A 24,186-nucleotide genomic window follows, 5' to 3' on the forward strand; every position below is an offset into this window, starting at 1 on the left:
CCGTTTCCTGCGGTCACGAAAGCGCTAGTGAGCGCTTAAATTTAATAATAAATCCACCGTGCGTGTCGAAAACGATAACAACCCACAGAGAGGTGATGCGGGTGGATATGGTCTGCGGGTAGACCGCGGTGATGCCATCGCAGCCTCGCTAAAGCTCGACAGCTCCCACAGGGGATCTCTGTAGGTTCTAAGGGTGGTGTGAATTCACTAGATGGGCGCTTTGAGATCCACACCCAGTGCCGTTGCGAAGGCTTTTACCAGTGGGCTGCGCGGGGTGTTGTGCTTGAGGATGACGTTGAACGGGGTGCTCAGGTGGATCTGCTCCGGGCATAACACGCGCAGGCGCCCTTCTTTCACCAGCGGTGTGGCGTAGTGTTCCGGGAGGAAGCCCAGGAAGCGGCCGGTGAGGATGAGGATGGCCACGGCTTCAACTTGTGAGGCCGACGCGGACTGGCTGTCGTAGCTGACGAAGTTGGCCTTGTCGCTGTGGATCGCGTACCGATGATTGACCACTTCATGCTGGCGCAACACATCTGCGTTGATGTTGCTCGCTTCGAACAGCGGATGCCCGACGGCGCAGTACGCGTGGGACTTTTCTTCGTAGAGCGGGAAATAATCGAATTCTTCCCGGCGCTGGTACACCGGCACGATGCCGACAATCAGCCGCCCTTCCACCACGCCTCGTTCAACTTCATCCAGTTGCGAGGCATGTAGGCGTAATCTTATTTTTGGCGATTCTGTATGTAGTTTTCCCAGCGCTTTAATCAGCGGTGAATTAACATCCGATACGGTGTTATCAATAACGCCCACACTAAGGTCGCCAATCAGTTCATTCTGCGCCGAACTAAGCTTGTCTCTGAAACTGTCCACCGAGGCAAATAGCTCTATGGACGCTTGATAGACTAATTTGCCTTCTTCGGTCAGGCCAAACCCTTCCCGCCCCCGCGTACACAGGCGCATGCCGATGCGGATTTCCAGGTCGGAAATCTGCTTGCTGATCGCCGCCAGGCCCACATTCAGCTCATTCTGCGCCGCGCTGAAGCCGCCCGCTTCGACCACGGCCTTGAACACCCGCAGCAATTTGAAGTCCAGGCCGCTGAGTTGCAGGGGCGGTCTTGTGCCGGGTTTTGGCGGTATGTTTCCAGAATTGGAAAGTGGGGTTTCCATAATACGTGTTGACCTCAAGTGCCATATTCAACAGGCTTTGACCTACTCCATGAACATCGCCGGGCGGCAATAATGAACATACTTAACCGCCCTTGGCAACCTTGAATATAGCGGGTTGAACGGCTTTTACCGGCTGATTTAACGCCCATAAAAACCTGACACTTCGATCAGGACTTTTCGTTTTGCTACTGCCCTCCGAATCCATAAGGCCAAGCCTCGTCCACCGGGCTTGTCACTTCTAAAAACAAGCGTGAGGAACACCATGTCTCAGCCCACCGATCGCCTCTGGGGTGCTCGTTTCAAGTCCGGCCCATCCGCTGCTTTGGCCGCGCTGTCGCGTTGCCCCGAGCGCTATTTTCGCCTGACGCCCTACGACCTGGCCGGCTCCCGGGCCCATGCCCGTGAGTTGCAGCGCGCCGGGTTGCTGGATGAGTCGGAAACCTTGCGCACCCTGGAAGCGCTGGACCGGATCGGTGAGGACTTTGCCGCTGGCCGCCTGCACCCGACGCTGGATGACGAGGATGTGCACACCTTCATCGAGCGGGTGTTGACCGAGCGTTTGGGCGCCCTGGGCGGCAAGCTGCGCGCCGGGCGTTCGCGTAACGACCAGACCGCCAACGATTTGCGCCTGTTCCTGCGGGACCACGCGCGCACCATCACCACCGAGGTGCTGGGTTTGCAGCAGGCGCTGGTGGACCAGGCCGAGCAGCATATCGAGAGTATCTGCCCGGGCTTCACCCATTTGCAGCAGGCGCAACCGATCGTGTTCGCCCATCACTTGCTGGCTCACGCGCAATCGATGCTGCGGGATGTGCAGCGTTTGGTGGACTGGGATGCGCGTACGGCGTTGTCGCCGTTGGGTGCAGCAGCAATGGCAGGTTCGGCGATTGCTCGTCAGCCGGAGCATTCAGCCAAGGAGATGGGTTACACCGGGCCGTGCGAAAACTCTATCGACGCTGTAGCCAGTCGTGACCATGTGGCGGAGTTTCTGTTTGTGGCGGGCATGCTCGGGGTGAATATTTCGCGGCTGTCGGAGGAGTTTTGCCTGTGGTCGTCGCGGCAGTTTCGCTGGGTGCAGTTGGACGATGCCTACGCCACCGGTAGCTCGATCATGCCGCAGAAGAAGAACCCGGACATTGCCGAACTGGCGCGGGGTAAGGCTGGGCGGTTGATTGGCAACCTGACCGGGTTGATGTCCACGCTCAAGTCGCTGCCGCTGTCGTATAACCGTGATTTGAGTGAAGACAAGCACAGCGTGTTGGACAGTGTGGATACGTTGCTGCTGGTGCTGCCGGCGATGGCCGGGATGGTTGCGACGATGAAGGTGCAGGTGGAAGAGCTGCGGCGTCAGGCGCCGATGGGTTTCACCCTGGCGACTGAGGTGGCGGATTGGTTGGCCACCCGTGGTGTGCCGTTCAAGGAGGCGCATGAGATTACTGGCGCCTTGGTACAGGCCTGTGAGAAGCATGAGATTGAATTGTGGGAAGCCTCACCGGCGTTGTTGGCGGAGGTGGATACGCGGCTGACGCCGGAAGTGCGTGAGTGCCTGACCCTGGAAGCGGCGATTGCGGCGCGCAGTGGTTGGGGTGGCACGGCGCCGGAGCGGGTAAGGGAGCAGATTGGGCGGTTGAAGGTGGCGTTGGCTGCGCAACAGAAGTGGGCAGAGCGTTACACCGGCTTTCGAATTTAGCGCCCACCTTGTAGGAGCCCGGCTTGCCGGCGATGGCGTTCTTGAAACCGCAATCGCCGGCAAGCCGGGCTCCTACAGGGATGTTGGTATCCAGTTAGATCGTTGTTTTGGAGAGTCACCATGAAACAAACCCCGGCAGAGCGCTTGCAAGCCGAGCGCCAGCAGACCGAGAACCAGTTCGATATCACCCAGTACGAGCACGTGCCCCGTCGCTATTACGGGCGGATGTTTTTCGCTACGTTGATCGTGATCGCCCTGGCCGCCTTGCTGCGGGCATTCGCCAATGGTCAGATCGAATGGTCCTACATCGGTCAGTTCCTCACGTCCGAGGCGATTATCTGGGGCCTGGTGAACACCATCATCATGTCGATCCTGGCCATGGCGCTGGGCGTGGTGATCGGGGTGATCACCGCCATCATGCGCATGTCGGCCAACCCGATCCTGCGTTACGTGGCCATCACCTACACCTGGCTGTTTCGTGGCACGCCGCTGATTCTGCAACTGCTGTTGTGGTTCAACCTGGCGCTGATTTTCCCGGTGATCGCGATTCCCGGGCTGTTCAGCATCGACACCGTGGACCTGATGACGCCATTCGTGGCCGCCCTCCTCGGCCTGAGCATCAACCAGGGTGCCTACACCGCCGAAGTAGTGCGCGCCGGCCTGTTGTCGGTGGACACCGGCCAGTACGAAGCTGCCAAGTCCATCGGTATGCCGAGCCTTCAAGCGCTGCGTAGGGTGATTCTTCCCCAGGCGATGCGGGTGATCATTCCGCCTGTAGGCAACGAGTTCATCAGCATGGTGAAAATGACCAGCCTGGCGAGTGTGATCCAGTACTCGGAGCTGCTGCACAACGCGCAAAACATCTACTACGCCAACGCCCGGGTCATGGAGCTGCTGATTGTTGCCGGCATCTGGTACCTGGCGGTGGTGACTGTTCTTTCATTCGGTCAGAGCCGCCTTGAGCGTCGTTTTGCCCGCGGCGCCGGCAAGCGTTCGTAAGCGCTGACTGAGGAGATTTGCCCCATGAGAAGCATCGTCAAGGCCGTGAACCTGAACAAGTATTACGACCAGTATCACGCGTTGCAGGACATCAACCTGGAAGTCGAGCAAGGCGAAGTGCTGTGCATCATCGGCCCGTCCGGTTCCGGCAAAAGTACCCTGCTGCGCTGCGTCAATCAGCTGGAGAAAATTGACAAGGGCGGCCTGTGGGTCGACGGCGAACTGGTGGGTTACCGGGTCGTCGGCAACAAGCTGCATGAGTTGAATGAATCGCAGATCGCCCGTCAGCGCCTGGCCACCGGCATGGTGTTTCAGCGCTTCAATTTGTTCCCGCACATGACCGTGTTGCAGAACATCATCGAAGGCCCGTGCCAGGTGCTCAAGCGCTCACCCAAGGAAGCCACCGAGGACGCGCTGGAGTTGCTGGCCCGGGTTGGCCTGGCGGACAAGCGCAATGCCTACCCGGTGGAATTGTCCGGCGGCCAGCAACAGCGTGTGGCGATTGCCCGCGCGTTGGCGATGCGCCCCAAGCTGATGTTGTTTGACGAACCCACGTCAGCCCTCGACCCGGAGCTGGTAGGAGAAGTGCTGTCGGTGATGCGCGATTTGGCCACCACCGGCATGACCATGATTGTGGTCACCCATGAATTGGGCTTCGCCCGCGAAGTGTCCAACCGCATGGTGTTTATGGATGCCGGCCAGATTGTGGAAGCCGGCAGCCCTGAAGAAATTCTAATAAGCCCACAAAACCCGCGTACCCAAAGCTTTATCTCTGCCGTTCGCACTTAACTAAAAAACTAACGAGAACGCCCCCATGAAAAATCTGTTTCTTCCAAGTTTGCTCGTAGGCCTGATGGCCTCCACTTCGGTTTTGGCGGCATTGCCGGCAGCGATCAAGGACAAGGGTGAGATCAGCGCGGCCATCGTGCCGAACTACCCGCCGATGGATTTCAAGGACACCGCCACCAACAAACTCACCGGCCTGGATTTTGACCTGGGCAACGCCCTGGCCGAACGTCTGGGGGTGAAGATCAAGTGGCAGGAAACCGGCTTCGAACAGATGCTCAGCGGCCTGACCACCAAGCGCGTGGACATCGTGCTGTCGGGCATGAGCGACACGGCCGAGCGCCAGAAGGCGGTGACCTTTATCGACTACTTCACCAGCGGCCCGCAGTTCTACACCCTGGCCAAGCGTGAAGACCTCAAGGAATTGACCGACCTGTGCGGTAAGAAAGTCGGCACCAGCCGACGTACCACCTGGCCGTCGGAAATTGCCGCGTGGAGCAAGGAAAACTGCGAAAAAGCCGGTAAGCCAGCGATCGTGGTGATTGGCACTGAAGGCTCGGCGGATGCCCGGGCGCAGTTGCAGCAGAACCGTCTGGATGCGGCGATGCAGGGCAGTGAAACCATTCCTTACCTGATGTCGCTGGACAAGGGTAAGTACAAGCCGGTGGGCCTGGCGATTTCCAAGCAGTTCACCGGGTTGGGGATTGAGAAGAGCAATACCGAATTGGTCACGGCCATCAGCGAAACACTGCAGGGCATGATTGATGACGGTACGTACGGCAAGATCCTGAAGAAGTGGGACCTGGAGCAGGGTGCGGTGGAAAAAATCAGCATCAATGCCGGCCAGTAACACCGCGTAACCCTGTGGGAGCCGGGCTTGCCCGCGATGGCGGTGAGTCAGGCGACGAATATACAAGCTGACCCACCGCCATCGCAGGCAAGCCAGCTCCCACATTTGATCTTCATTGATCTGTAGAACCATGCTCGGCTTGACTACGCATTTATGACAAGGACATCCGCACCACCGTGGCCACCTACTCCCTGGTAATCCGCCGCCTGATGATCTGCTCGGTGACCATCGTCGTCAGCCGCGCCATGACCAGTCCGCTACTCGCGCTGTTGCTCAGCACCCGCCTGGGCCTCAACCAGCAAGACATCGGCTTGCTGATGGGCATCGCCGTGTTCATCGCCACCCTGCTGGGCCTCTACGGCGGCTACATCATCGACCGCCTGGAAAAGCGCAAGCTGCTGATCCTGGCAATGCTCTCCAGCTCCATCGGTTTTTTGTTGCTGACCTTTGCCAGCAACCTGTACCTGACTACCCTGACCCTGGTGATCACCGAAGCCGCTTCGGCGCTGTTCCTGATTGGCTCCAAGGCGATCATCAGCGAGAACCTGCCGGTGGGCCAGCGCGCCAAGGTGTTTTCCCTGCGCTACACCCTGACCAATGTCGGCTACGCCACCGGCCCGATGCTCGGCGTGGTGATTGCGGGCCAGATGCCCTTGGCGCCGTTCCTGATCGCCAGCGCGATTGCCTTTGGCAGCCTGTTCCTGATGATCGGCATCCCGCCGACCCAGCGCGACGACAGTAATAAACCCTTAAGTTTTCTCAGCACCCTGAGGACGTTGCGCAGTGATCGCACCTTGATCCTGTTCACCAGTGGCAGCCTGTTGAGCACCATTGTCCACGGGCGCTACACCCTGTATCTGTCGCAGTTTCTGCTGGTGGCCTACAAGCCGGAGAGCGCGCTGAAAATTCTCTCCGCGGTGCTGGCGTGCAACGCCATCACGGTAATTCTGATGCAGTACCAGATTGGCCGGTTCCTAAAGCGTGAACAGCTGCGCTACTGGATCGTGCTCGGCACCTCGCTGTTCATTGCGGGGCTGATCGGCTTCAGCATGGCGGACGGCCTGGTGTCGTGGTGTGTCGCGATGTTTGTGTTCACCTTGGGGGAGATGATCATCTACCCGTCCGAGTTCCTGTTTATCGACACCATCGCCCCCGACGCCCTGCGCGGGAGCTATTACGGTGCGCAGAACCTGGCGGCATTTGGCGGCGCATTGAGCCCGGTGATCTGCGGCTATCTGCTAATCAATGCCTCGCCCGCCTCGATGTTCTATGTACTGAGCGGGCTGACGGCGGTAGGTGGCACCTTGTGCTTCTTGAGTGGCCGGCGGGTGACGGTGCGTACGTGATTTCTGCTGATATTTGCGCGATATCCCGCTATTAATAGCGAAATATCTCACGGACCCGAGCCCCCCATGAAATTCGACACGGCCTACAGCCTGAGTCTCGACGACAAGCTGTCGATCTATGACGTGCGCGACCTGAATTTCGACGAAACCGCCGCCTTCGATTCCGACAAGGACAGCTTCCTGTGCCCCAACGATGAATGCCGGGCGGCATTTGCGGCAAGCAATGTGCTGGGCACGTTCAACGCGAAAAACGTCAATTACCTGCGCACACCGCATTTCAAAAATATCCCCAGCACCCGGCATATCGACGGTTGCCGCTACGCCAGCCGCCACGCCGGAAAAGGTGAAGCTGAGGATGGGCCGGAGGAAAACTTCCCGTCGGAATTTGTCCTGACGCGACGCCAGTACGAACGCAAGACAACGGTGATCGGTGCCGAAGGCGGCACCCCACAAGCACCACCGAAAACGCCCACAACCCGCAGCGCCGTGTCTTACAGCTCAAGCGACACCACCCCGGACAAAACCAGCGTCTTCGCCCACCCGGTGGAATGCTATGTGTCCAATATCGGCGACAAGGACAAGCTTAAAAGCATGCCCTTGAAGATCGGCGATCACACCGCGACCTATTGGACGTTTTTCAAGAAGATCGAATACCTGCAAGACAACAAAGGCCTGATCTACTGGGGCAAGATCAAGGCGATCAAGGACTACACCAGCAGCTTTCGCATCGACTTCGAAAAGAAGGCCTGGCTCGACAAGAAGCCCTACTCCATCAACGTTTACCTGAGCAAAAAACTGATCGAGAACTACCGCAAGCGCAAAGCGTTCCTGGAACAGATCAAGGCGGCGGTGGACAGTGAGCGGGCGTTGTATTGCTTCTTCTACGGGGTGACGCCGGAGCTGAAACAGGTACCGAGCAAGAGGAATCCCGAGCAAACGTTCGGCGTGTTCAGTGCCAATATCGAGAACCTGGACCACCTGATTATTCGCGAGGCGCCGGGGTTGGAAGAACGATAATGCGATTCCGGGTCAGGCCATTCGTCTGAACAGACCGTACTTTTCACGTGCAAGTGCGGCGCCCGCAGGGTCCAATCCGCCTACCGTGACCAACCAATGAATCACCATTTCCTCATCCGGCCAATGAAGCCCCTTCACATCTTTTAAGCTTCGAGGCGTATGGTTGATTTGAGCGTCGTAATGCAGAGCGCTCCAAGACGTTGCGGCAAGATCCACGCCTTTTGCGTCCACCTCAAAACTCCGCAATATTTCGTTGATTTGAGTCTGCGCACTCCGATCACCCCGCTGCTGCAGGCAGTACGACTCGACCAAACTGACGAATTGCTGCTCAGGTACCGACGGATCAACCAAATCCAAAACATCAGACTTTAAGGCGAGATCCAAAACGCCACTCATCCAACGATTAATAAAGGTGTGCACAAAACTATCGGCGTCTGCCTTTTTCATATCAAAAAACAACATGCAATAGCGGGTTTTCAGATGTATCGCCAACAACACATGTTTACGTTGCACCGTCGCAGCATGGACCAGCCACTGATGCGGGTCGGCGTACTGGTCATCGCCCTGGCTCTCCTGTGGCAGCGCTTTTTGAACCGGGGTGATTTTTTTGCCTTTGTGAGCCCGGCTAAAAAAATCGCTAGCCGCCTGTGTACAATTAAAACTTAGCATTAATGTATTTCCTGAACATTTTGCCTGAAGTCAAAGACAAGATTTTCAGTCGCCTGAAACCTGTTCAGCAACCCACTCGATGTCATAACGCTGCCTGACCGCGTAGCTGATAGCACTCAATGTCTCTTCGCTTAATACCGACAACTCTGAATCGGTCAACAAATCATGGCTGATCATTTGCGCAAGGCTCTCGCGGGCTTTCGAACGACTGTAGAAATCAAACATTAGGACGATATCGTTATCGCGATCCTTGGTGAGGCGATACAGCGTCCTGTACCGAGCCTCGGCAGACAGCGTTTCGCGCTCGCTGATGCTCTTTGCAGCAGCCAGGACGCCTAGGTAAAAGCGTTCAAGCGCCAATGCCCTGAGGGCCTTGAACTTCTTCCAGTCGCTTTCGGAAATGGACACCACGCTCCCCGATCACTTTCTTTTGAATAAAGAAGTAACCCTAGCCCTGCGACTGAAAGAACGCAAAAGCCACTTGCGTCAGACCAACATGCTCACCATCACCGCGCCCAACAACCCGATATACACCCGCGCATGCAGCGCGTCCGGGATGCGACCGATCCACGGCGTGGCCAGGCGAATGCCCAGCAGCGAGCCCAGGGTGAGGATGGCAAACGCCAGCAAGTCGACATAGCCGACAAACCACGCGCCCAATTCCACCTTGGCGAATCCCGCCATGACCATGTAGGTAAAGGTACCGGCCAGCGCCACCGGCACACTCAACGGGTTGGCCATGGACGTGGCCTGGGACATGCTCAAGCCGCACCGGCGCAACAGCGGCACGGTCATCACGCTGCCGCCCACCCCCAGGAAGGTCGCGATCAACCCAATGGCAATGCCGCCGCCCGTCACTTCCGCGCTGCCCAGGCGCCGTGGTGGGTGCGTGTCGTCCTGGCTGAGAAAGCCCCTGCGCAACAGGCAATCGACGAGGGTGACGGCCAGGTAAGCGATAAAGGCGTAGCGGATAAAGCTACCACTGGCGAACATCGCTGCACCGGCCCCAAGCACCGCGCCAATCCCGATAAACCCGCCCAACGGCCACAGGTAATGGCGAATCAGATTACCTTTGCGCCGGTGTTTTCCGGTGGCGATCAGCGCGTTGACGATCATCACGCAGGTGGAGGTAGCGACCGCGATATGCATCGCAGATTCACTTACTCCTGTGTCGTGGCTGAGCTTCAACATGCCGTACAGCAACGGCACCACCACGAATCCGCCGCCGAACCCGAACAGCACGGCGGTCACGCCGGTCATGCAGCCGAACAGCGCCAGTAATAGATAGAACATCGAGTATCGCCTTCAGCATCAGGAGGAGCCTTGGACGATAGAGATTCAAGGCTTGGCCCGCTTGCGCAAGTCGGCCAATAATGTGCGAGATATTGCCACTCTCGGAATCCGCCACATGCGCAACGTTTCCATCGCACAACTGGACCTGACGCCCCGAACGGTAGTGGCGATCGGCACCGACTATCCCGACGGCTATCTGCTCAAGCGCCACAGCCATCGGCGCGGGCAGTTGTTGTATGGCGCCACCGGCGTGATGCAAGTCAGCACCCAGAAAGGCAATTGGGTGGTGCCCCCCCAGCGCGCCGTGTGGATTCCCGCCCAGGTGCCCCATGAAGTACTGATGCTCGGCGTGTCGACCCGTAGCCTGTACATCGAACCGCACGCCGTCACCGATTTGGGTTCCAGTTGCCACGTCATCAGCATTTCGCCACTGATGCGCCAGCTGCTGATGGACGCGGTGGAGATGCCCCTTGAGTACGACGAGGCTGGTCGCGACGGTGCGCTGGTCAGCCTGCTATTGCATGAACTGGCCCGCGCCACGCACTTGCCGCTGCATATCCCGCTGCCGCAAGACCCGCGCTTGCTGACCTTGTGCCTGACGTTTGTGCAGCGCCCGGACGTGCACCAGTCACCGGCTCAATGGGCCGATCACTCGCACCTGAGCCTGCGCACCTTCAGCCGGCATTTTCGCCAGCAAACCGGCTTGAGCTTCGTGCAGTGGCGCCAGCGCGCCTGTGTGGTGCAGGCCCTGGCGCGGCTGGCCAGCGGCGAAAGCGTCACCCGCATCGCCCTGGACCTGGGTTACGAAAACCCGGCGGCTTTTTCCAGCATGTTCCGGCGGGTGCTCGGCCACTCACCGAGTACTTACCTGGAAGGGGCAAAATAGAGCGGCGGCAACCCTATCGAAAAATCCAGTTGATGAGCGGTCAAAACAACTGTACAAAAACACAGTATAATTTGCCCTCCCCCGTCGAACCTGGAGAAAGCCCATGTCCTCTCTGGCAATGAGCAGCACCGTAGAACAGCAGATCGTCCTTCACCAATTTACCCCACGGCACAGCGTGCAGGCCCGCCTCATGCTGGGCTGGAGCCGGGAAGACCTGGCCCGGGAAGCAGAGGTGGACGTGGACGCCCTCCAGCGTTTTGAAAGCCATGGCGATGTGGACGATGAGGTCCGCCTGAGTGTGGCGTTTCGTCTGGAGGCTGAAGGGTTGGTGTTTTTCCCGGGGTTTGCGCCGGGGTGGGGGATGAGTGTGAGGGGCTCTTTGCCCTTGTCGTCAGAGCATTCAGCGGTTGAAACGGCTGATTGAGATTTCTCTTTGCACTGACGTTTATCCCTATTTAGGTATATCCTCTCATGAGTTCATGGAAGCCACTCCTGTGGGTGGGCGGTAGCAAGAAAGATCTGCAGCAAATGCCTGGAGCTGTTCAAGATGTGTTTGGCTTTGCGCTTCACCTTGCTCAGGGAGGAAGCAAGCATTCACAAACCAAGGCACTGAAAGGGTTTGGCGGTAATGCGGTGCTTGAGGTCGTCGAGGATTGCGACGGCAACACTTATCGAGGGGTATATACCGTCCGTTTTGACTCAGCTGTTTACGTCCTCCATTGCTTCCAGAAGAAGTCGACAAAAGGCATCGCTACGGCACAGCACGACATACAACTGATCAAACAGCGACTCAAGGCGGCACAGGATCATGCACAAGCATCACAACGCGATTGAGATCGAAGAAAGCAGCGGCAATGTCTATGAAGACATCGGGCAACCCGACGCCAGTGAAATGCAGGTCAAAGCTCAACTGGCGGCGAAGATCGGGGAGATTCTCAAGACACGAAACCTCACTCAGGCACAAGCGTCCGTCATCCTTGGTTTATCGCAGCCCAAGGTGTCTGAAATGCTGCGTGGCAGGTTCCGGGGTATCAGTGAAGCCAAGATGCTTGAGTGCTTGTCCCGCCTGGGGCGAGATGTGCAAATCGTCATTACGGCTGCGCCCGCTTCGCGTACTCAAGGGCGTATTGAAGTGCTATTCGCCTGAGCTGCCCAAGGTTCTGGCCACCGTATATTGACGTCTATGCCTGCAACTGCAACGCCCGGCGGATCATTTGTGGCGGCTGGCCAAACGCCCGCAGAAAGGCACGACGCATGCGCTCCGGGTCACCGAAGCCCGTCTCCCGCGCGACGACATCGATGGAATGGCTGCCGGATTCGAGCATCAGCCGCGCCGCTTCAATGCGCAGGTGTTCGACCGCCTTGGCCGGGGACTGGCCGGTTTCGGCGCGAAACAGTCGGCTGAACTGGCGCGGGCTGAGGTGCGCCGCTTCGGCCAGTTGCTCTACCGAGAGATCCTCCTGCAGGTGTCCTTTGGCCCAGGCCAGGGCGGTTTGTACTCGGTCGGATTTGGGGTCCAGTTCCAGCAACGCGGAAAACTGCGACTGGCCACCGGCACGGCGATGGTAGACCACCAGTTTCTTCGCGACGTCGCGGGCCACTTCCACGCCCAGGTCGTGCTCTACGAGGGCCAGGGCCAGGTCGATGCAGGCAGTCATCCCGGCGGACGTCCATAAAGGGCCGTCTACGGTGAAGATACGGTCTTCCTCCAGCCTCACGTTGGGGTAGCGCTGGCGAAACGTCATGGCGTGGTACCAGTGGGTGGTTGCCTTGCGCCCCTCCAACAGCCCGGCCGCGGCCAGGTGGAAAGAACCGGTACAGGCCGACGTGACCCGGCGCGACGCCGTCAATGACGCCTGCAAATAGCCCACCATGCCAGGGGTGGGCTCCAGTAATTCGTTGTCTCCCAACACCACGATGGTGTCGTAGTCCTGCTGCCCAAAGGCCAGGCTATCGATGGCAAAGCCCATGGAGCTTTTGATCGGCCCACCGTGCTCCGACAGCAAGTCGACGCGATAGAACGGTCGCCCCACCACGAAGTTGGCAAATTCGAACACGCTGCTGGTGGACAGGCTGAGCACCTGAAAACCGGGAAACAGCACGATACCGACGGACACCATGGCCAAACCCTCATGTCTCTAAAGGTGGGATATATGACATTGCAGCCGCCACATTACACCCATAATCTTGGTTCCAACAAGGCCGATCCTCTCCCCGGCCATTTGGAGCAACTGCCATGTCACAACACAAAGGTTATGCCCTGATCACCGGTGCTTCGTCTGGAATAGGCGCGGTGTATGCCGACCGCCTGGCTCGAGCCGGCTACGACCTGATTCTGGTGGCCCGCAACCAGCAACGCCTGGAGCAACTGACAACCCGCTTGAAGGCCAGCACTCAACGTAACGTCGAGGTGATAGCCGCCGACCTCAATCTGCCGGCCGACCTGGCGCGGATCGCCCAGGTTGCCCACGACGACGGCCGTATCAGCCTGCTGGTGAATAACGCCGGCGTAGGAGCCACCGCTTCGCTGCTGGAGTCGGACGCCGATAAAATGGACGCAATGATCCTGCTGAACGTACTGGCGCTGACCCGCCTGGCCAAGGCTGCAGCAACCAACTTTGTCGCCCAGGGTCGCGGCACGATTATCAACATCGGCTCAATTGTCGCCCTCGCCCCCAAGCTGCTGAACGGCGTATATGGCGGCACCAAGGCCTTCGTGCAGGCCTTCAGCGAATCGTTGCAGCATGAACTTGCCGACAAGGGCGTGGTGGTTCAGGTCGTGCTGCCGGGTGCCACCGCCACGGAGTTCTGGGACATTGCAGGGCTGCCTGTGAACAACCTGCCGGAAACCATGGTGATGACCACCGAAAACCTGGTGGACGCTGCCCTCGCCGGCCTTGCCCAAGGTGAACGCGTGACGATCCCTTCGCTCTCGGACAGTGCGGATTGGGAGGCGTACGAAAGCGCGCGGCTGGCACTCGGTCCGAACCTGTCGCACCGTAATCCTGCCGCACGCTACGGGTTGAACTGAACCGGATTAACCCGGCCCGGGAATGAATGCAGGCTCCCTGATTGCCAGGGAGGCCTGCTCATACCCGTAGGCAACCGAAAGCAGCGTGGGTTCGTTCAAACTCGCACCGTAGAAATGAAGCGCTGTCGGCATACCGTCGTCGTCCATGCCGGACGGCACGGAGATTCCCGGGTAACCGGCCGCCGCTGCGAAGTAGTAGCTGCCTGAAAGGAAGTTCGACACGATTGCATCCAGCTTGTGCTCGGTCAGTGGTTTGTTGACGGTGTCCTTGAAAATCGGGCTGATAGCGGCCCACAGCCCTTCCCGCACGTGATCGCTCACGTCCAGGTCCTTGATCATGGTGAGCAACCCTTGGTCGGGAACGCCCGGCCCGGTGTTGCGCTCGTTGAACTCAACCAGCTCTGACAACGATTTCACCGGCAACCCTTCCCGCCCGGCCAGGTACGCCTCAAGCTTTTGCTTAACGTCGGCGTACAGGGCGAGGCTATAACTGTCGTAGGTATCGTCCGACACACCTTCGGCCAGCTTTCCCACCGGTACCAGTGTCGCGCCCTTGGCCTGCAGCAAGGTGAGAGCGTCTGCAAAATGCTGCCTGTCGGCTCTGATGTCAGGGTCTTCGGCGTCATCCGCCGATAACTCAGGCAAGGGTGTATAGCCTATGCGTTTGCCCACCAGCGAGTCAGGCGTGAGCCCGGTGGTGTGATGGTTTGTTTCGGTCATCGCATCCAGTGCTTGCGCAGCATCTCGCACGGTGCGGGTGAAGGTACCCACCGTGTCCAGGCGCGAGCTGGTCATCACCCCTTCGGTACTCACCAGGCCAACGGTGGGTTTGAAGCCAATCACACCGTTATAGGCCGCCGGCGCAATGATCGATCCATTGGTTTCGACCCCCAGTGCCAATGGCACCAACCCTTGGGCCACCGCTACGGCCGAGCCTGTACTCGAACCCGCCGGCTGGCCATTTAATCGGTGAGGGTTCAGGGTTTGACCGCCCCGGGAACTCCAGCCGTTGACCGGCGTGTCAGAGCGAAAATTGGACAACTCGCTCATGTTGGTTTTTCCGACGATGACCACGCCCGCCTTCAACAGGTTATCCACCACCCGGGCATTTTTTGCGGCAGGTGTCCCCACCAGCGCCGATGAGCCCGCGCTGGTCTGCATCTTGTCGCTGGTGTCGAAGACGTCTTTGAGTGCGATCGGCACACCATGCAAAGGGCCGCGCAGCTTGCCGTCGGCCCGCTCCCTGTCCAGTGCGCGGGCGTTCTCACGGGCATCCGGATTGATTTCAATAAACGCGTTGCCGCCCTGCAGGCCCTTGTCCAGGTTGGCTATTTGTCTGAGCGAATCCCTCACCACCGCCTCCGAACTGGCTCCGTTGGGGCTGGCCATATCGGCCGCCAACGCCTGCGCACTCCGGAAGCCCTGCGGCGCATGCGTTATCGCGTCGAAAAAACCTGTACTCCATCCCGCGCCCAAGCTTGGCCCAATCATTGATGACTCCCCGGCTGTCTGAAGGTGAGGGGTATCACTTGATAACCCGGGCTCAGTCTAAGAAGAGAATCACTCAATGGCGTTGGGGCAAATCTCCCAAACTTGTGCGATCACTCGCTCCGCGAAGTAGGCCCGTCAGGACTGCTCTTGTCCGCCAACAGCACCTGCCGGAAACCGTGCACCAGCGCCGCCAGGCGACCTCCGGCCCACCGCGCCCCATAGAACCAGACACCGGCCGATACACCCTCGACGTCAGCGCCGACCGGTAGGCAGAAACGCGGATGAACAGTGGTGGAAGCACGATGGAAAGCGGGGGTTTGTGCGTCGGATATCAGCGCGTCCAACTGATACTCAGTGACCCGCTCGTCGATCTCATTACTGTGGGCAAGGCTGAAATACCGCGTGTCATCCGCGATCAGGGCCGGCACGGGCACCAACTGGGCACCGGCAGTGCGCAGCAGGCTCAATACCCGGGAAAAATACTCGCTGTGGGAGACGGCTTCCCGACGCTCACCGCACCTGTATTCACCGGCAAAACCGATACGGCTGCCGGCGAGCGACGGAGTATTCCTCAAATGCCCGGCATCGGCGACCGGAGGAATCTCCACCATCACCTTCCCTTCGGGGTCGACGCCGCTCAAGGCGATCAGTGACAGCGCGGGGTCGCGCACGGTGCGCATCATGGGGCCCGGGATATCGAACCTGGGGCCTGGATCAACGCCCAGAGGACTCCCGGCGTGAAGACTGGCGCCAAACTCGAGCCCGCCCTGGTGCGTACTTTTATCGACAATCGCACCACCGCCGTGGCTGCCGAACACCAGTGGCGTCGAGCCAGGCTCGTGGCCCTTTTCTGCCGCAGCAATACCGGGCCCGACAACGGCAGTTTCTCCAAGCACGGGGGGCCTGATGTTGCGATGCTTCGACGGCACTCCCTCAACCTTGTCCGTCACCGGAACGTCAGGTGCGGGGCCGGATCCTTTCCCGGGCAACAACGGCCGGATCGTCAGTGACACGCCCGGCCCTATGCCTTTGCTGCTGTTATCGTCCATACATCCCACTCCTCGAGGGTTCTCACGAGGAGCGATTGCACCCTTTTGCCGGGAGGGGCGTATGTCGGAAATGGCTTGCAGCGCCGGCTGCCAAGCCCTTACCCGATGACGTGCTCTTCGCTGCCTTGATGCTCAACTTCCAGCCACCAGGCCTGCCCGCGCTCCGGCTGATTGAGCATGAAGGCCTGCCCCATCGGCGGCGTGGTGATGGACACATTACGCTCCCACGCCAGCGCCATGATGCGGTCGAAGGGTTCGTGCCACGCGTGAAACGCCAGGTCGAACGTGCCGTTGTGGATCGGCAGCAGCCAGCGGCCCTTCAAGTCGATGTGCGCCTGCAGGGTTTCTTCCGGCTGCATGTGAACGTGTGGCCAGTCGACGTTGTAGGCGCCGGTTTCCATCAGGGTCAGATCGAACGGACCGTACTGCTCGCCGATGCGCTTGAAGCCGTCGAAATAGCCGGTATCACCGCTGAAGAAAATCCGTCGTGGACCGTCGATCATCACCCACGAGCACCACAGCGTCTGGTTACCATCGAACAGGCCACGCCCGGAAAAATGCTGGGCCGGGGTCGAAACAAAACGGATCCCGTCGACTTCGGTGCCCTGCCACCAGTCCAGTTGCCGCACCTTGCTGGCGTCCACGCCCCACTTGACCAGCGTATCGCCCACACCCAGCGGCGCGAGAAAGTAGCGGGTCTTATCCGCCAGTTGCACCACTGCCTTGTGGTCCAGGTGGTCGTAGTGATTGTGGGAAAGAATCACCGCCTCGATCGGCGGCAGGTCCTCAAGGCTGATCGGCGGCTGGTGGAAGCGCTTGGGGCCGGCCCAACTGAAGGGCGACGCACGCTCGGCGAACACCGGGTCGGTCAGCCAGAACTTGCCGCGCATTTTCAGCAGCACAGTGGAGTGCCCGAGGCGGAAAACACTGTGGTCGGGGGCGGCAAACAGTTGCTCGCGGGTCAGCGGCTGCACCGGGATCTCACCCACCGGCCGTGTACTGCGAGGCTTCTGGAAGAGCATCTTCCACATGATGCCCAGGGTTTTGCCCAAGCCGCCATGCTGGATGGGCTTCTGATTGGTGAAGTGACCTTGATGCTGTTCGGAAGACTTGGGCGCTGAAGAAGAACTGTCGAGACGGGTTGAGATCGTGGCCATTACCGAGGAACTCCTGCAGACTGCTCAAAAAATTACACTGCACAGTGTAGTTTCTAGATTGCAACAAAACCGGGAGCAAGTAAACTACCGAGTGTAAGTTTCCCTTCAGAGCCGAAATCCCCCCATGACTGCACCCCTGCGCCTCACCGACCGTAAACGCGAAGCCATCGTGGCAGCCGCCATTGCCGAGTTTCGCGACAACGGGTTCGAGGTCACCAGCATGGACAAGATCGCCGCCACCGCGGGGGTTTCCAAGCGCACGGTGTACAACCACTTCCCGAGCAAGGAAGAGCTGTTCGCCGAAATCCTCCACCAGCTGTGGGCCAGCAGCGTTGCCCAACTGGACGTCAGCTACGCCAGTGACCGGCCGCTGCGCGAGCAACTGCGCGGGCTGCTGCAAGCCAAGATGACGATGATGTCGGACGCCAACTTCCTCGACCTGGCTCGCGTGGCGATTGCCGCCACCATCCATTCGCCGGAACGCGCCCAGGACATGGTCAACCGCCTGAGCAAACGCGAAGAAGGGTTCACCCAATGGGTGCGCGCCGCTCAGGAAGATGGTCGGTTGAGCTGCACCGACCCGTGCTTCGCCGCCCACCAGGTACAAAGCCTGCTCAAGGCTTTCGCCTTCTGGCCGCAGATCACCCTGGGCCAGCCCACGCTGGACGCCGATGCCCAGGCAAGCGTCATTGAGTCCGCCATCGACCTGTTCCTGGCCGGCTATGAGGTCGTGCCACGGCACTGACCTGTTGCAGGAACGACACCCAAGGTCGTTTTTTGACTTATTCGTCTCATGTCCTTTGCAAATGGCCCCGAAGGACACTGATTATTCCCACGCGAATAACTGACAATATTCACACGTATTATCCGACCAGTGGTTTTCCCGATCACGTGTGCCGTCGTACCTGCAAAAAAAGAATCGACCCAGGAATCTATGGAAAACCAACGAGGCAAAGGGCTGTCATTTGCCAGACGTATCTACAGGCCAAGGATCATCGGCCTGGGCATCGGCTGCATCAGCGTCATCGCTGCGCTTTACCCACTGCACATGCCAGGCTGGGTCTGGGCGTTGCTGCTGTTCAATGGTTTTGGCTGGGCGCACCTGGCGTATCAGCTTTCCTCTCGCTCCGACTTCCCCTACAAGGCTGAACGACGAAACCTGCTGTACGACTCGCTGCTCGGCGGGTTCTGGGCGGCCACCACCCAGTTCACGCCCCTGACGGCGGTGACCATCCTGTCGATGATGACCATGAACAACGTCGCCGCCGGCGGCAAACGCCTGTTCCTTCATGGCATCGTGGCGCAATTGGCGGGCATCGGCGTGTCATGGCTGCTGTTCGGGATGACCTTCAATCCCGACGTCAGCCTGATCCAGGTCTACGCCTGCCTGCCGATGCTGACGCTGTATCCCATGGCCCTGGGCATGGTCTGCTACCGCCTGGCGATCAAATTGTCGGAACACAAGCGTGCCCTGAGTGCCCTGAGCCGCACTGACAGCCTCACCGGCCTGCTCAACCACGGTTCGTGGAAAGACCTGCTGCACCTGAAGTTTCACAAGTGCCAGCAACAACACGTGCACGCCACCATCGCGCTGATCGACATCGACCACTTCAAGCAGATCAACGACAGCTATGGGCACATCATCGGTGACCAGGTACTGCGCCAACTGAGCCTGGAACTGCGGCGCAACCTGCGGGAAAACGACTTGGCCGGGCGTTACGGCGGCGACGAATTCTGTGTGATTCTTCCGGACATGCCCCTGGAACAGGCCGCGCAGGTGATGGAGCGCATGCGCGAAGTGTTCAGTAATTATCGCAACCCGGAAATTCCCGAGCTCAGGGTCAGCCTGAGCATTGGCCTGGCCTCGTTCCAACCCGCCTTCACCGACGCGGCCATGTGGCTCAACGCAGCGGACCGAGCGCTGTATGCCGCCAAGGACACCGGCCGTAACCGGGTCAATATCAGCGACTACGCGGTCGCCCATACCGCCTGAAACCCGCGCACTGCACCTCGTCTGAATTAAACGCAGCCGTCACCGACCGATAGCATAATGCCGCCATTGGTCGGCAGTCGTAGAACTTCTTGCTGGCAGTACCACTCAGAACCCGCTGTTCCACCCCTCTGTCAGCACAAGGAAGCTGGCAATGAGCACGCTCGCCGTAGGCTGAAGCCTTACGGTGGCAGGCGCCCCCATGGATACCCCTGACGCTTGCTTCCCCCGAGCACACGACCATGCTATTCAACACCCACAAAAAAACCATCAGCACCCTGCAAGCCACAATCGCCCAGCAGGCCAGCCTTCTCGACGCCATCGACCGCTCCATGGCAGTGATCGAATTCGACCTGCAAGGCACCGTCCTGCGGGCCAACGAGAATTTTCTCAAGGCCATGGACTACACCGCCGACCAAGTCCTGGGCCAATCCCATCGGCTGTTCTGCACCCCGGCCTTTGCCCGCAGCGCCGAGTACGGCCAGTTGTGGACGCAACTGCGCAACGGCCAATTCCAGTCGGGCACCTTCGAACGGGTGACTCGCAGCGGCCAGCCGATATGGCTGGAGGCCAGCTACAACCCGGTGCGCGATGAGTCCGGCAGCGTGGTGAAGGTGGTGAAATACGCCATGGACGTCACCCCGAAAATGCAGGCCGAGAGCGAAGCCAACGCCAAGCTGCAGGCCATCGACCGCGCCATGGCGGTGATCGAGTTCAACCTCGACGGCACCATCATCAGCGCCAACCAGAATTTTTTGCACCGCATGGGTTACAGCCTGGCGCAGGTGCAGGGCAAACATCACCGCATCTTCTGCACACCGGAGCTGGCCAACAGCAGCGCGTACAGCGATTTCTGGCGTCGGCTGAACCAGGGCGAACTGTTCAACGGCCAGTTCGAGCGCATCGACAAAAACGGCCAGATCGTGTGGCTGGAAGCCAATTACAACCCGGTGTACGACGCCAGCGGGCGCCTGTGCAAGGTGGTGAAGTACGCCTCCGACGTCACGGCCATGGTGGAGAAACACGCCGCCGACGCGCAAAGCGCGACCCAGGCCTATCACATCTCGCTGCAAACCCGGGACATCGCCGAAAAAGGCGCCGAGGTGATCCAGCAGACCGCCACGGGCATGCGCGAGATTGCCGCCAACATCGACGGCTCTTCCGCGCTGATCGCCAAGCTGGGCGAGCGTTCGCAGCAGATCACCGCCATCGTCAACACCATTCGCGGGATTGCCGACCAGACCAACCTGCTGGCCTTGAACGCCGCCATCGAAGCGGCACGGGCCGGTGAGCAAGGCCGTGGTTTCGCAGTGGTGGCCGATGAAGTACGGCAATTGGCGGCGCGCACCAGCGGTTCAACGGCAGAGATTTCCTCGATGATCGAGATGATCCAGAACGAAACCCGCCAGGCCATCGACAGCATGGACGGCACCCGCGACCGCGCGGCCCAGGGCGTGGACCTGGCCAACCAGGCCGGTACGGTGATCCTGCAGATTCGCGAAGGCGCCAGCGAGGCGGTGCAAGCCGTCAGTGCGTTTGCCAATGAGCAGGGCAACCGGTAAGCGACAGGCTTCTTCATGTGCCCGGTCAAGGGCTCGGTCTATAGTGGTGCCTGTCTTACGCCACGGATTCGAGCCCGCCATGACCCCGGATAAACCTGAAGCCAACGTTGATCATCTGCGTTTTCACCGTAAACACGCCCATCTCGCGCCGACCTTTGGCAACGACACGTTTGCGCTGAAAGCCGAAGCCTTTGCGCGGTTCTTCGGAACGCCGACTTTCCTTGGGGCGCAAACCGCGATTGTGGTGCTCTGGGTCGTGCTCAACATGACCGGCGTCACGCACTTTGACGTGTACCCGTTCATCCTCTTGAACCTGGCGTTCAGCCTGCAATCGGCCTATGCCGCGCCGTTGATCTTGCTGGCCCAAACCCGCCAGGCTGCGCGGGACAAAGCCCAGTCCGACGCCGACGCCCAGCACCGCGAAGCCCTGGCCGTGGCCAACACCGAACGCCAGGCCCAGGCGGCGCACACCACCAAGCAGTTGCTGGAACTGCTGGAACAGAACACCAAGCTCACCGAGATGACCAAACAACTGACCGAACGCATTGAAGGGCTGACCAGCGAAATGCATGACCACTTCGTCCGCAAGACCTGACCCTGCCACACCTCCAATGTGGGAGCTGGCTTGCCTGTGATTGCATCACTGCGGTATGCCTGATGTACCGCAGCGCCTGTATCGCAGGCAAGCCAGCTCCCACAGTCAGTTCACCGGCAAGCGCACATGCTGGCCCAACTGATCAAATAACGTCACCACCGAGCGCAAGGCCCGGCAATCGGGGCGTGTCAGCAGCCACAGGGCGGTGTCGTGCCCTACCAGCGGCGGGCTCAGCGGGTGCAAGTCCGCGCCCAGCAGGTAATCCGGCAACGCTGCCACGCCAAGCCCCGCGCGCACCAGTTCGGTCACCGAGACCATGCTGTTGCAGCGATAGGCCGGCATTACCCCCGGCAAGTGCTGGCGCCGCCAGGTGACGGTGGGGTGGTCCGGCAGGAAGTCATCCGGCGCGATCCAGTTCAGGGCGGCCAGCTCCGCGCCCGCGTGCTGGCGGGCATAGTCGGCACTGGCACACACCCGATACGACACCGTGCCCAGGCAACGTCCTACCAGATGCTCGGGCGGTGCCTTGGTCAGGCGCAAGGCGATATCCGCGTCGCGGCGGCTGAGGTTGGCAAAGTCATTGGAGGTGCTCAGTTCCAGGGTCAGCGCCGGGTAGCCGTGCATGAACTGCGCCAGGGCCGGCAATAACAGCGCTTGCAGCACCGAATCGGTACAGGTCAGGCGTACCGTGCCGCTGATCACTTCACCGCCCTGCTCCACCCCCACACGCGCCGCCTCCAGCGCCTGTTCGGCACGTTCGGCCTGCTCGGCGAGGGTGGTGGCCAAGGTGGTGGGCAGGTAGCCAGCGCGGCTCTTTTCGAACAGCGTCTGGCCCAGCGCCGTCTCCAGCCGCCGCACGGCTCGGAACACCGTAGACACATCCACCCGCAGCAACCCCGCCGCCCGTGCAAGCGTGCCGCCACGCACCAGTGCGAGGATCAGAGAGAGGTCGGGATAGTCGATTTGATAGTGCGCCGCTGCATTGAACATATGTGCTAACGCCAATATTGATTGCATGGACGCCAATCTATAGTGAGCGCCAGGACTCAACAAGCCACGGATACCCTCGATGAATAAAACCACCCTGCACCTGGCCCTGATCGGCGACTACGATGCGCAAGTCACCGCACATCAGGCCATTCCCTTGGCGTTGCAACAGGCCGGCGAGGCGTTGGGCCTGACGGTGCGGTTCGACTGGCTGGCCACCGACACGATCAAATCCACCGAACAACTGCAGCACTACGATGGCTTCTGGTGCGTCCCCGCCAGCCCCTACCGCGACCTCGACGGCGCCCTGCTGGCCATCCGTTATGCCCGCGAACAGCGGCGTCCTTTCCTCGGCACCTGCGGCGGCTTTCAACACGCGGTGCTGGAATATGCCCGCAACGTGCTGGGCTGGGCCGACGCCGAGCATGGTGAACTGGCCCCCGACTCGCCGCGCGCGGTACTGACACCCCTGACCTGCGCCCTGGTGGAGGCGACAGACAGCATCCGCCTGATGGCCTTTACTCACATCGCCGAGGCCTACGGCACCCTCGATCTCCTTGAAGGCTACCGCTGCCGCTATGGCATCAACCCAGACTTCGAAAGCGCACTGCTGGAGGCCGACCTGATTGCCAGCGGCCACGATTCAGCGGGCGACCTGCGGGCGGTGGAGTTGCTGGACCACCCGTTTTTTGTCGCCACCCTGTTCCAGCCGGAACGTGCGGCGCTTAAAGGCATCACCCCGCCGCTGGCCATTGCGCTGCTCAAGGCCTGCGCATGATCGCCAAGACGCCCAAGCCGCCGTATTACGCCGTGGTGTTCAGTTCGTTGCGCACTGAAGGTGACAACGGCTACGGACAATCCGCCGAGCGCATGCTGGAGCTGGCCCGGCAACAACCCGGTTTTCTCGGCGTGGAATCGGCGCGTGGGGACGACGGGCTGGGCATCACTGTGTCTTACTGGAGCAGCGAAGCCGCGATCCTGGCCTGGAAGCAGCACGCCGAACACACTGAGGTGCGCGAGCAAGGGCGCGCCACCTGGTACTCGGCGTGCCATACACGGGTGTGCAAGGTGGAGCGGGCTTACGCGTTCGAACGCTGAAACATCAACCTGTGCAAAACACTCAATGTGGGCAAGGGGCTTCTGTGGCGAGGGAGCTTGCTCCCGCTGGAGTGCGCAGCGCTCCCAAGCTTTTGGGTCTGCTGCGCAGCCCAGCGGGAGCAAGCTCCCTCGCCACAAAAAGCTCTCTCGCCGCAGGGGCAATGTGGCGCTCAACTGACCAAATGACGCACCGCACTGATCTGTGGAATCTCCACCCGGCGCATGTACACCCGCAGCGGTTCGGTAATGTTGATGCGATCGTCGATATTCTGGTCCAGCAACAACTGGATCCGCTCGCGGGACAAGGTCATGGCCTGCCCGTCCACCGGCAGCCAGACAAACTCGGAGGTAGGGATAATGCCGTCATCGGCCACGTCCATGCCGAAGGAATCTTCGCTGAAACGTACGATGTACTGGCCGGTCTTGCGGTTCAGGCCGACAAAACCGTGGAGTTGGTCGACGGCCTGGCAGATAAGCTCGGAGGTGATGCGCATGGTAAACCTCACTGAAAAGTCCTACTTGG

27 protein-coding genes are annotated in these 24,186 nt (G+C 59.9%); 17 read left to right on the forward strand and 10 right to left on the reverse strand.

What is annotated here, in order from left to right; translation table 11 throughout:
* Positions 1–207: 207 nt before the first annotated feature.
* A complete protein-coding gene (locus tag HKK54_RS02310) occupies positions 208–1,167 on the reverse strand; it encodes a LysR family transcriptional regulator (RefSeq protein WP_169386045.1) in 960 nt (319 codons plus the stop codon).
* 262 nt (positions 1,168–1,429) lie between these two features.
* Between HKK54_RS02310 and argH the strand changes: the two genes are divergently transcribed.
* The 6 genes from argH (at position 1,430) to HKK54_RS02340 (ending at position 7,855) form a co-directional block, all read left to right on the forward strand.
* Positions 1,430–2,857: an argininosuccinate lyase gene (argH, locus tag HKK54_RS02315; RefSeq protein WP_169386046.1), complete on the forward strand. Its 1,428-nt coding sequence runs from the start codon at positions 1,430–1,432 to the stop codon at positions 2,855–2,857.
* A gap of 120 nt (positions 2,858–2,977) precedes the next feature.
* Positions 2,978–3,856 carry an amino acid ABC transporter permease gene (locus HKK54_RS02320; RefSeq protein ID WP_003211504.1) on the forward strand — a complete coding sequence of 293 codons (879 nt, stop codon included), beginning with the start codon at positions 2,978–2,980 and terminating at the stop codon, positions 3,854–3,856.
* 24 nt (positions 3,857–3,880) lie between these two features.
* Positions 3,881–4,645 (forward strand): amino acid ABC transporter ATP-binding protein, encoded by a 765-nt coding sequence (locus tag HKK54_RS02325; RefSeq protein WP_003211502.1) that lies wholly within the window; start codon positions 3,881–3,883, stop codon positions 4,643–4,645.
* A gap of 25 nt (positions 4,646–4,670) precedes the next feature.
* Positions 4,671–5,492, forward strand: coding sequence for an ABC transporter substrate-binding protein (locus HKK54_RS02330; protein WP_169386047.1), 822 nt, complete (start codon positions 4,671–4,673; stop codon positions 5,490–5,492).
* A 176-nt stretch (positions 5,493–5,668) separates the two neighbouring features.
* Positions 5,669–6,838: an MFS transporter gene (locus HKK54_RS02335; protein ID WP_169386048.1), complete on the forward strand. Its 1,170-nt coding sequence runs from the start codon at positions 5,669–5,671 to the stop codon at positions 6,836–6,838.
* 66 nt (positions 6,839–6,904) lie between these two features.
* Complete coding sequence (locus HKK54_RS02340) at positions 6,905–7,855, forward strand: hypothetical protein (RefSeq protein WP_169386049.1); 951 nt, start codon at positions 6,905–6,907, stop codon at positions 7,853–7,855.
* Positions 7,856–7,867: 12 nt separating this feature from the next.
* On the opposite strand, the gene HKK54_RS02345 is transcribed toward HKK54_RS02340, so the two are convergent.
* The 3 genes from HKK54_RS02345 to HKK54_RS02355 form a co-directional block, all read right to left on the reverse strand.
* Entirely contained in the window at positions 7,868–8,524 is a 657-nt protein-coding gene (locus HKK54_RS02345; RefSeq protein ID WP_169386050.1) for a DUF6933 domain-containing protein, read from the reverse strand.
* Between the two features lie 45 nt (positions 8,525–8,569).
* Positions 8,570–8,932 (reverse strand): hypothetical protein, encoded by a 363-nt coding sequence (locus HKK54_RS02350; RefSeq protein WP_169386051.1) that lies wholly within the window; start codon positions 8,930–8,932, stop codon positions 8,570–8,572.
* Between the two features lie 78 nt (positions 8,933–9,010).
* The gene (locus HKK54_RS02355; RefSeq protein ID WP_169386052.1) at positions 9,011–9,817 is read right to left on the reverse strand and encodes a sulfite exporter TauE/SafE family protein; all 807 of its coding nucleotides are present in this window, start codon (positions 9,815–9,817) and stop codon (positions 9,011–9,013) included.
* Between the two features lie 115 nt (positions 9,818–9,932).
* On the opposite strand from HKK54_RS02355, the gene HKK54_RS02360 reads away from it, so the two are divergent.
* The 4 genes from HKK54_RS02360 (at position 9,933) to HKK54_RS02375 (ending at position 11,850) form a co-directional block, all read left to right on the forward strand.
* A complete protein-coding gene (locus tag HKK54_RS02360) occupies positions 9,933–10,703 on the forward strand; it encodes an AraC family transcriptional regulator (RefSeq protein ID WP_169386053.1) in 771 nt (256 codons plus the stop codon).
* Between the two features lie 103 nt (positions 10,704–10,806).
* Positions 10,807–11,127 carry a helix-turn-helix domain-containing protein gene (locus tag HKK54_RS02365; protein ID WP_169386054.1) on the forward strand — a complete coding sequence of 107 codons (321 nt, stop codon included), beginning with the start codon at positions 10,807–10,809 and terminating at the stop codon, positions 11,125–11,127.
* 47 nt (positions 11,128–11,174) lie between these two features.
* The gene (locus HKK54_RS02370) at positions 11,175–11,537 is read left to right on the forward strand and encodes a type II toxin-antitoxin system RelE/ParE family toxin (protein WP_169386055.1); all 363 of its coding nucleotides are present in this window, start codon (positions 11,175–11,177) and stop codon (positions 11,535–11,537) included.
* Positions 11,512–11,850, forward strand: coding sequence for a helix-turn-helix domain-containing protein (locus HKK54_RS02375; RefSeq protein WP_169386056.1), 339 nt, complete (start codon positions 11,512–11,514; stop codon positions 11,848–11,850). Before HKK54_RS02370 ends, HKK54_RS02375 begins: the two co-directional genes overlap by 26 nt.
* A gap of 34 nt (positions 11,851–11,884) precedes the next feature.
* On the opposite strand, the gene HKK54_RS02380 is transcribed toward HKK54_RS02375, so the two are convergent.
* Positions 11,885–12,823 carry a GlxA family transcriptional regulator gene (locus tag HKK54_RS02380; RefSeq protein ID WP_010169789.1) on the reverse strand — a complete coding sequence of 313 codons (939 nt, stop codon included), beginning with the start codon at positions 12,821–12,823 and terminating at the stop codon, positions 11,885–11,887.
* Positions 12,824–12,939: 116 nt separating this feature from the next.
* Between HKK54_RS02380 and HKK54_RS02385 the strand changes: the two genes are divergently transcribed.
* The gene (locus HKK54_RS02385; RefSeq protein WP_169386057.1) at positions 12,940–13,734 is read left to right on the forward strand and encodes an SDR family NAD(P)-dependent oxidoreductase; all 795 of its coding nucleotides are present in this window, start codon (positions 12,940–12,942) and stop codon (positions 13,732–13,734) included.
* Between the two features lie 6 nt (positions 13,735–13,740).
* Here HKK54_RS02385 and HKK54_RS02390 read toward each other — a convergent pair whose 3' ends face one another.
* From HKK54_RS02390 to HKK54_RS02400, 3 genes are all read right to left on the reverse strand, one after another.
* Entirely contained in the window at positions 13,741–15,123 is a 1,383-nt protein-coding gene (locus HKK54_RS02390; RefSeq protein WP_237151041.1) for an amidase family protein, read from the reverse strand.
* A gap of 212 nt (positions 15,124–15,335) precedes the next feature.
* Complete coding sequence (locus tag HKK54_RS02395) at positions 15,336–16,121, reverse strand: hypothetical protein (RefSeq protein ID WP_237151042.1); 786 nt, start codon at positions 16,119–16,121, stop codon at positions 15,336–15,338.
* A 251-nt stretch (positions 16,122–16,372) separates the two neighbouring features.
* Positions 16,373–17,431, reverse strand: a complete 1,059-nt coding sequence (locus HKK54_RS02400; RefSeq protein ID WP_169386060.1) for an MBL fold metallo-hydrolase — start codon at positions 17,429–17,431, stop codon at positions 16,373–16,375.
* A gap of 124 nt (positions 17,432–17,555) precedes the next feature.
* On the opposite strand from HKK54_RS02400, the gene HKK54_RS02405 reads away from it, so the two are divergent.
* From HKK54_RS02405 to HKK54_RS02420, 4 genes are all read left to right on the forward strand, one after another.
* Positions 17,556–18,176: a TetR/AcrR family transcriptional regulator gene (locus tag HKK54_RS02405; RefSeq protein WP_169386061.1), complete on the forward strand. Its 621-nt coding sequence runs from the start codon at positions 17,556–17,558 to the stop codon at positions 18,174–18,176.
* 189 nt (positions 18,177–18,365) lie between these two features.
* Positions 18,366–19,424 (forward strand): diguanylate cyclase, encoded by a 1,059-nt coding sequence (locus HKK54_RS02410; RefSeq protein ID WP_169386062.1) that lies wholly within the window; start codon positions 18,366–18,368, stop codon positions 19,422–19,424.
* 239 nt (positions 19,425–19,663) lie between these two features.
* Entirely contained in the window at positions 19,664–20,983 is a 1,320-nt protein-coding gene (locus HKK54_RS02415; RefSeq protein WP_169386063.1) for a methyl-accepting chemotaxis protein, read from the forward strand.
* A 79-nt stretch (positions 20,984–21,062) separates the two neighbouring features.
* Positions 21,063–21,578, forward strand: coding sequence for a DUF1003 domain-containing protein (locus tag HKK54_RS02420; protein WP_169386064.1), 516 nt, complete (start codon positions 21,063–21,065; stop codon positions 21,576–21,578).
* A 105-nt stretch (positions 21,579–21,683) separates the two neighbouring features.
* Here HKK54_RS02420 and HKK54_RS02425 read toward each other — a convergent pair whose 3' ends face one another.
* The gene (locus tag HKK54_RS02425) at positions 21,684–22,568 is read right to left on the reverse strand and encodes a LysR family transcriptional regulator (RefSeq protein ID WP_178121013.1); all 885 of its coding nucleotides are present in this window, start codon (positions 22,566–22,568) and stop codon (positions 21,684–21,686) included.
* Positions 22,569–22,647: 79 nt separating this feature from the next.
* Here HKK54_RS02425 and HKK54_RS02430 point away from each other — a divergent pair, with 79 nt between their 5' ends.
* Positions 22,648–23,343 (forward strand): CTP synthase C-terminal region-related (seleno)protein, encoded by a 696-nt coding sequence (locus tag HKK54_RS02430; RefSeq protein WP_169386065.1) that lies wholly within the window; start codon positions 22,648–22,650, stop codon positions 23,341–23,343.
* Positions 23,340–23,663: an antibiotic biosynthesis monooxygenase family protein gene (locus HKK54_RS02435; RefSeq protein WP_169386066.1), complete on the forward strand. Its 324-nt coding sequence runs from the start codon at positions 23,340–23,342 to the stop codon at positions 23,661–23,663. Before HKK54_RS02430 ends, HKK54_RS02435 begins: the two co-directional genes overlap by 4 nt.
* Before the next feature lie 170 nt (positions 23,664–23,833).
* Here HKK54_RS02435 and HKK54_RS02440 read toward each other — a convergent pair whose 3' ends face one another.
* Positions 23,834–24,157, reverse strand: coding sequence for a DUF2025 family protein (locus tag HKK54_RS02440; protein WP_169386067.1), 324 nt, complete (start codon positions 24,155–24,157; stop codon positions 23,834–23,836).
* Positions 24,158–24,186 lie beyond the last annotated feature (29 nt).

Origin of the sequence: Pseudomonas sp. ADAK13, from assembly GCF_012935715.1 — a bacterium.
In the GTDB taxonomy this organism is placed as follows: Bacteria; Pseudomonadota; Gammaproteobacteria; order Pseudomonadales; family Pseudomonadaceae; genus Aquipseudomonas.